Raw genomic sequence first — 6,905 nt, forward strand, 5'->3', positions numbered from 1 at the left:
TTCAGCGGCACAATGTCGCGAGGCAGATTGGCAAGCGTGTCGGGCATCGCGTCGAAGGCTTCGTCGGCGCGCTCCTGCATGGCGGCGGCCAGCGGATCGCTCGGGTCCTGTGCCTGAAAGACGCCGTTCACCACCAGCTGCTGGTTCGTGATGCCCAGATCGCGTAGCTCGCCACTGGAGCGGGCCGCCTCTTTCAACGCAGCGTGTTCGGGACGACTCACCAGCACGAGCGTGGTGCGGTCGCTGTCGTTGAGCGCATCCACCGCTTCGGTGTAGCGATCTTGCTGCGCCTCCAGCCCCGACACCGGACCCAGGCACGACGCGCCTTCGGGATTGTCTTCAATAAAGTCGCTCCACGCCGCCGGCAGTTCCAACAGGCGCAGCGTGTGGCCGGTGGGCGCGGTGTCGAACACGATATGATCGTACGGAGCCGTCGCCTCCGAATCCGCCAGAAACTGCGTGAACTTGTCAAACGCGGCAATCTCGGTGGTACAGGCCCCGGAGAGCTGCTCCTCAACCTGCGCGACCGTTTCGTCGGGCAGCACGCCCATCATGGGTTCGATGACGCGCTCGCGGTAGGCATCCGCCGCGTCCTCTGGATCGATGTTGATCGCCGAGAGGTTCGGCACGCTCCCCACAGCTCCCACGTCGCTTCCGACCGGCGCTTCGAGCACCTGCTCCAGGTTCGACGCCGGATCGGTGCTAATGAGCAGCACATTGTGTCCGGCATCGGCCAGCTTCACCGCCGAGGCGCACGCCAGCGACGTTTTGCCCACGCCGCCTTTGCCGGTAAAGAAGAGATGGCGCGTGGGGCTGTTCAGGTAGGAGAGCATATCTTTAAAATATAGGTGTTTAGGGGGATACGAAGCGATGGGGCAGGCAGCATCAAGCATACCGCGCTACGCCGGTTCGAGGCCCACGAGTTGGGTCAGTTCGTCGCGTGAGGGGTAATCGCCTGTATGGACAATCTCGCCATCCACAAGGATCAGTGGCAGCACGTCTTGCCCCTCACTCATCAGCGCATCGTACACGACCTGCGTGTCCATAAAGGCTTCGGGTTTGGTGCTCGGATTGTAGCGCGTGACCTCCGCGCCGTGGCGACGGAGCCAGCGCAGCGCGCCGGAGAACGCCACGAGCGTGTCGTCGGCCTCGGGACCACACACTCCGGTAGAGCAGCACATGGGCGGATCGAACACATCGAGTTTCGGCATAGCTGAAAACGAGTCTTATTATTTTACATCGTCGATATACGATATAACAAGATCAGACGGTGGTTTCGCTGTTGCAATAGCATTCATGGCCTGTTCATTGTGTGTGATACTGTGAGATTAATCGCCGGATGTCGTCCAGCCTTGCAGTATGAAAGCTGTATCGTATCTACAAAATGAGACTTGATCATACGTGCTGGTTGGTACCGCGATTAGCGTGAGGCTCCGGCGTGGGCGAAGACTGTAGGACAATAGAATAAGCAGCGTGGGCGAGGAACGTATGCCAATGACTGTGTACCGATTGTCGGACTGGTCTGTCGTGAAACCGGATCGGCCCGCTTCCAGGTCTACCCAGATACAACAACCGCAACGCTCCAAGAGATCGTTTCAAGGAGGTCGTTACTGAAGAGACCGATGAAGAGGCGCTCATTTACACCGATGACAACCGTTCGTACCTATGGCTTGAAGATGACAAGGAACCGCGAGAACGGATGGCGATCAACCACTCCACTGGTTGGGCGGCCGACCGGGACGGGGATGGAATTCGGGAAGTGCACGTGAACACCATCGAAGGCATTTGGACGGGCTTGCGGAACCGACTTCGGCTGTTTCGAGGCGTGCACAAAGACTACCTGTTGCTGTGTCAACCCTCATTTTGATAGTTGCTCTGCAATCATCCTCCCACGAAGCCTGTCATGGTGAGCGCAGTCGAACCATCTCCTTGATGTTTAGCAGGAACTGTTCGGGACGGCACAGCACGCGTATCCATTTTGGTTTAACCCACAGAATCACCTGTGACAGAGCACTATCCGGATATATCGCAATGTTTGAGTTAGCCTTCAACCACGACCACGTGAGTCCCGACATCCTACAGCGCATGTGTGGACTATAGCTTCACCATAGACTTAACATGAGCCAATTTTTAATAAGAAGTCAAGCAAATTAAGTCATGCGTTTAATCTGGAAACTTATCATACTTGGCGTCATGCTCGGCGTTGGAATTGAGCCGTTACATGCACAGGACCGCAACACGCTCGATGGATGTCCAGCGGAAGTAGAGCGGAATCGGTACCGAATTGAGCAGTTTCTAACTGCCGAGAAATGGGCGGAAGAACGTGCCGAATTAGGCCTCCCCGAGGGAACAGGCCAAATCCAACTGCTCACTGATCAGATCAATCCCGATGTATGTCAGCGGCTGGGAGAAGGAAGTTACGTATCTGACTGGCTGGACCGGACATTCTACAGCGTGGGATCCTATTATGTGAAGGTCTCTTCGTACAAACCAATAAATGAACGACCCAACCCTGATGAGCTTGCTCCTGTTGATGCGAGCATGATATTTGTCACGCTTGGAGATGACAAATACGAGTTGCATGGTATCTATGGAGGATCTCTCGTGTTGGATAGTGCACCGGAGTAGGTCTGCCGGCCTTTAGCGACCCGACGACCCGCTCACGGCCACGCACTGGGGGCGGCCGCGGTGAAGACTCGCTTCTACACTAAGAACCTGTTTCGATTTCTTATTTCGGGCTGCGAACGGCTCCGTTGGGCTGCAAAGGACACCATCGGCGGGATAGATTAAGCAGGGGCTACATAGTCATAGGCAGCGGCCATGTAGTAGCTGCACCAGGTGACAATGCCCAGCCACTTCGGCGCGTTTTCCATGATGAAGTGCCAGTCGCCGTATCGGTACAGGTAGGGATCCGAAATCGAGTCCAATCCAACCGCGGTCGCGAGCAAGCCGAGGGCCACAGCGAATACCAGCGGACGGTGACGCACAATGATGCCGCGAAAGTGCCACAGATAGATGAAAACGGCACCTCCTAAGAGCGCATACACACCTTTCTCGGGCACGCCAAGATCGGGCAAGAGTTGCTCGTGCAGCATAAAGAAGTCGTCGACCAACAGGTAGCTCGAGAGCAGCGCTGAACATCCCAAAAAACGGGCTGCGCGTCGCTCCTGACGGTGCCAGCAGCACAGTGCTGCAAATGCACAGATCGAGGCGGTGGCCATCCACAGCAAGATGCCGAGATTCGACAGGATGCTTGTAAATGGATGCAAATCGGCGATCGCGAATACATCGCGTGTCATTACGCCAAAGGGAATCTGCCAGGCAACGTGAGCCCCCAAGACGAAGAGCAGTACCAGCCCTGCGGGAAGTGCGACATATAGAAGTAGGCGGAGTGAGGACATGCGTACAAGCGGTGTATTAGGGGACAGACGTAACACTGCAATAATACTATGGTAACACCACTATTGTATTTTCCGCCACGGCGCTGAGTGCTGTACGTCTTTGGAGCAAGAGCGACACGGGTATTAACGCATCGTCGTAGGCGACCTGGATTCCCTGACCGCCGCCAAAAAGAGGGGCACTGTGCTTCCGGATGAAAGAGAGAGAGCGGTGTGTACGCTTGTCGTGGTGCGCTACTCCGCGTCGGTGCTGTCGCGGCGCATTTCGCGCTGGCGCATGGGCATGGCGTCGATGACCTGGAAGATGGTTTCTGGGGCGGTCACCTGGTCGTAGCGGCGTTTCTCGGTGCCGTCTTTGCCGATGAGCAGCATGCGAAAGGCATCGGGCGCGATGTCGAATTGAGTGCGCAGACGATCGGCTGTGTCGGCGTGCAGTGGCGTGCCCTCGTACGTGCTGGGGCCGTGGGCGAGGAGCGTAACAACGATTATGTCGCGCTCGCGCACGCCGTCAAGCTCGCGGTCGAGACGCTCGTGCTGTGCGGTAAGGGATGCGCTGGTATCGCTCGGGGCAAAGATGAGAAGCGGACGGTGCGTCCACCGGTGGTCGGCGAGATTGAAGGTGGTGGTGTCGGGCATGGCGGGGGAGGTGGCTGATGCAGGCAAGGAAACCGCAATAAGCAGCAAGATCCCGAAACTGAGGCTCCGAAAGCGGGCGGGCAGGGACATGGCACAAACGAGACAGGGGGACCAAAGAGAGGCGTCGGTGGGCACCGGAACGGAGCATTCCTCACCCGAGCAGCAGCCTGAGCATCCCCCCAACAACAGCCACGGCGCTAAGCACGAACGTGGCGGCGGTGGCGGCGAGCACGGCGAGGAGCGACCACGGAGTGATGAAGCGGATCATGGCGCCGTAGCGCAGGAGCAGGCCCTTGCTGTCCATGACGGCGGTGCGCATTGCCCAGAGGCCCTTTACGAAGCGCCGCAGCCGACTGCCTTGTTTGGGGCCAGGACGTACGGCGCGCGCGGCCTTGGAGGCGGCGTCTTTGTCGACATCGAGTTGGTCGCGGAGGCGCTCGGGCAGGGCCATCAGGTCGCGCAGGCCCTGGTAGAAGAGCGCGAGCACCCCGGCGGGCAGGAGCAGGAGTCCGGCAAGGCCAATGGCAAGGAGCTGGGCGAGTCCGTGCGCGGGCCATCCGCCGAAGAGCGCCCACCAGGTGCCGAGGCCTGCGAGCAGCGAGGCGATGGTGAATGCGCCCACGCCACGCACGAGCCACGATGCCAGCCGCGCCAGCGTGGCGACTTTGGTGGAGGCATCCGCATTGGAGAGGGACGTGTTGGAGTCGGGCATGGCGGCAGGGTCAGTCGGACGAGGCGGGTTCGGCGGGGGCCAGCGTGTCCTGCTTTACGGCGTCAAGATGCGCAAGGGCGGCGTCTTCGTCGGTGGGCAGGTCGGCGTTGAACACAGCGTCTTTGATAGCACCGGTAGCGCGGCGTTCGGGTCCGCTGAGGCGGTGCAGCATCGTCTCGAACAGTTCGCCCCGGCGGAGGGCTTCGTCTTTGATCTGCATCAGATAGTTGAAGGCGGCGTCGTGCTCGTTGGGGATGTCGCCGTCCAAGATCGCCTCACGAATCCACGTTTTGGCGATGCCGACCGCTACGCCCTCGTCGATGCCGAGCGTCTCCATAATCTCGTACCCATCTACGGGTGGCTCAAAGTTGCGCAGGCGGTCTTTTTCTTCGACCGCGACCATCTTCTTTTCCACGCGGTCGAACGCCTTCAGGTAGCGGCGGCGGCGATGCGGGTTGCCCGAGGTCACATCGCTGCGCACGAAGATCATCAGGTCGTCTACGTCGTCGCCCGCTTCGTAGAGCAGGCGGCGCACGGCAGAGTCGGTGACGTCGTCGTCGACCAGCGCGATGGGGCGGTGATGCAGGCGGATGATCTTCTGCACGTACTGCATCCGCTCGTCCATGGGCAGTTTGAGGCGGCGGAAGATGTCCGGAATCATGCGGGCGCCGCGATCCTCGTGGCCGTGGAACGTCCAGCCGTCTTGCTTCGAGTAGCGCTTGGTGTCGGGCTTGGCGATGTCGTGGAAGAGCGCAGCCCAGCGCAGCCAGCGGGTGTCGTCGGCGTCGCGGTGCGCGGTGCGCTCGGCCAGGTTGTCGAGCACTTTGAGCGTGTGGTAGAAGTTGTCTTTGTGGCCGCGTCCGTTGCGTCGTTCAACGCCCTTCAGGCGCTGCACGAGCGGAAGAATATGCGCCAGGATGCCGCTCGCCTCCATCATCTTGAAGCCGATGGAGGGCTGGTCGGCCACGATCATCTTGTTGAGCTCCTCGGTGATGCGCTCCTGGCTCAAGATCTCGACGCGGTCGGCGCGGTTGGTCATCGCCTCAAACACGCGGTCGGACACCCGAAACTCAAGCTGCGTGGCAAAGCGAGCCGCGCGTATCATGCGGAGCGGGTCGTCGTCGAACGTCTCCACCGGGTCGAGCGGCGTGTCGATGGTCTCGCGATCCAGGTCGCGCTGTCCGTTGAACGGGTCGATGAGCTGCCCAAAGCGCTCCGGATGCAGGTGCATCGCCATCGCGTTGATGGTGAAGTCGCGGCGGTGCTGGTCGTCTTCGAGCGTGCCGTCTTCCACGATGGGCTTGCGCGAGGAGCGGCGGTAGCTCTCCTTGCGAGCAGCCACGAACTCCAGCACGAGCGGGTCGGCGTCTTCGTCCACACCCGGGGCCCACGGGGCCGGCAGGCGAATGGCCGCGGTGCCAAAGTTGGGGTAGACGTGCGCGGTGGTGCCGCCCAGGTCGTCGGCTACGGCCTCGGCCAGGGCAATGCCCGTGCCGTCGCCCACCGTCACAAAGTCGAGATCGGTGGTGGGGCGGCCAATCAGCAGATCGCGCACCAGCCCGCCCACCGCATAGGCTTCGATCTCTTCCTGGGCCGCGACCTCGCCGATGCGCTTCAGCAGGTCGGCGTATGGTCGGTCGCGGAGGGCAGTGCGCAGTTCGGTGGACATGGAGCGTCAGCAGGGAGTCAGTACAAATGGTCAGTGCACAGCATAGGCGCACGTGTTGCGCCCGAAAACGTTCGGACGAATGGGAGGACCGCTCGCTGCAGGAGGGAAAGAAGAGAGGTAGATAACCCCTGGGTTCAACGGTCTCCCGTGTACGTGTTTAGCGACGTGCCGATAGCATTCGCCTCACAGATCGCCGGGGATGCAAGCGATCCCCGGCTATGGGTTTGTTCGGTTTCATCCCTTCCCTTAGCCCGGGATCAGGAGCGAAGCGTATATCCCGGGCGGCCAACGTCTCCGGCGAGAGAGACCATCCGAGATACACGCGTCTCTACTACTGATGCACCAAGCGCTGAAGCACCGGCCACGTATCCACCACCTCGTCGCGGTCTACGGCGTAGAGCACCGGCTGCGTGGCCACGGTCACACACGCATGGTTCGGCACGATGCGCAGACGATCGCCCACGCCCATCGTCGCGCCGCCCGGCACCTG

General features: G+C 60.5%; 8 protein-coding genes. 1 reads left to right on the forward strand and 7 read right to left on the reverse strand.

Annotated features, from left to right (window positions below; all coding sequences use genetic code 11):
- Nucleotides 1–833, reverse strand: an 833-nt coding sequence (locus tag R6U20_RS13905; protein WP_410338439.1) for a TRC40/GET3/ArsA family transport-energizing ATPase, incomplete at its 3' end; no start/stop codon positions are given.
- A gap of 66 nt (nt 834–899) precedes the next feature.
- Nucleotides 900–1,211, reverse strand: a complete 312-nt coding sequence (gene arsD / locus R6U20_RS13910; protein WP_410338440.1) for an arsenite efflux transporter metallochaperone ArsD — start codon at nt 1,209–1,211, stop codon at nt 900–902.
- Nucleotides 1,212–2,157: 946 nt separating this feature from the next.
- On the opposite strand from arsD, the gene R6U20_RS13915 reads away from it, so the two are divergent.
- Nucleotides 2,158–2,628, forward strand: coding sequence for a hypothetical protein (locus tag R6U20_RS13915; protein ID WP_410338441.1), 471 nt, complete (start codon nt 2,158–2,160; stop codon nt 2,626–2,628).
- 158 nt (nt 2,629–2,786) lie between these two features.
- Here the strand turns inward: R6U20_RS13915 and R6U20_RS13920 are convergent, their stop codons facing one another.
- The 5 genes from R6U20_RS13920 to R6U20_RS13940 form a co-directional block, all read right to left on the reverse strand.
- Complete coding sequence (locus R6U20_RS13920; RefSeq protein WP_410338442.1) at nt 2,787–3,401, reverse strand: hypothetical protein; 615 nt, start codon at nt 3,399–3,401, stop codon at nt 2,787–2,789.
- A 231-nt stretch (nt 3,402–3,632) separates the two neighbouring features.
- Nucleotides 3,633–4,124 carry a DUF4174 domain-containing protein gene (locus R6U20_RS13925; protein ID WP_410338443.1) on the reverse strand — a complete coding sequence of 164 codons (492 nt, stop codon included), beginning with the start codon at nt 4,122–4,124 and terminating at the stop codon, nt 3,633–3,635.
- Between the two features lie 61 nt (nt 4,125–4,185).
- Nucleotides 4,186–4,746, reverse strand: coding sequence for a hypothetical protein (locus R6U20_RS13930; protein ID WP_410338444.1), 561 nt, complete (start codon nt 4,744–4,746; stop codon nt 4,186–4,188).
- A 10-nt stretch (nt 4,747–4,756) separates the two neighbouring features.
- Nucleotides 4,757–6,415, reverse strand: a complete 1,659-nt coding sequence (locus R6U20_RS13935; RefSeq protein WP_410338445.1) for a CCA tRNA nucleotidyltransferase — start codon at nt 6,413–6,415, stop codon at nt 4,757–4,759.
- Between the two features lie 331 nt (nt 6,416–6,746).
- The gene (locus R6U20_RS13940; RefSeq protein ID WP_410338446.1) at nt 6,747–6,884 is read right to left on the reverse strand and encodes a hypothetical protein; all 138 of its coding nucleotides are present in this window, start codon (nt 6,882–6,884) and stop codon (nt 6,747–6,749) included.
- Nucleotides 6,885–6,905 lie beyond the last annotated feature (21 nt).

This window comes from Longimonas sp. (assembly GCF_046498435.1).
Taxonomy (GTDB): domain Bacteria; phylum Bacteroidota; class Rhodothermia; order Rhodothermales; family Salinibacteraceae; genus Longimonas.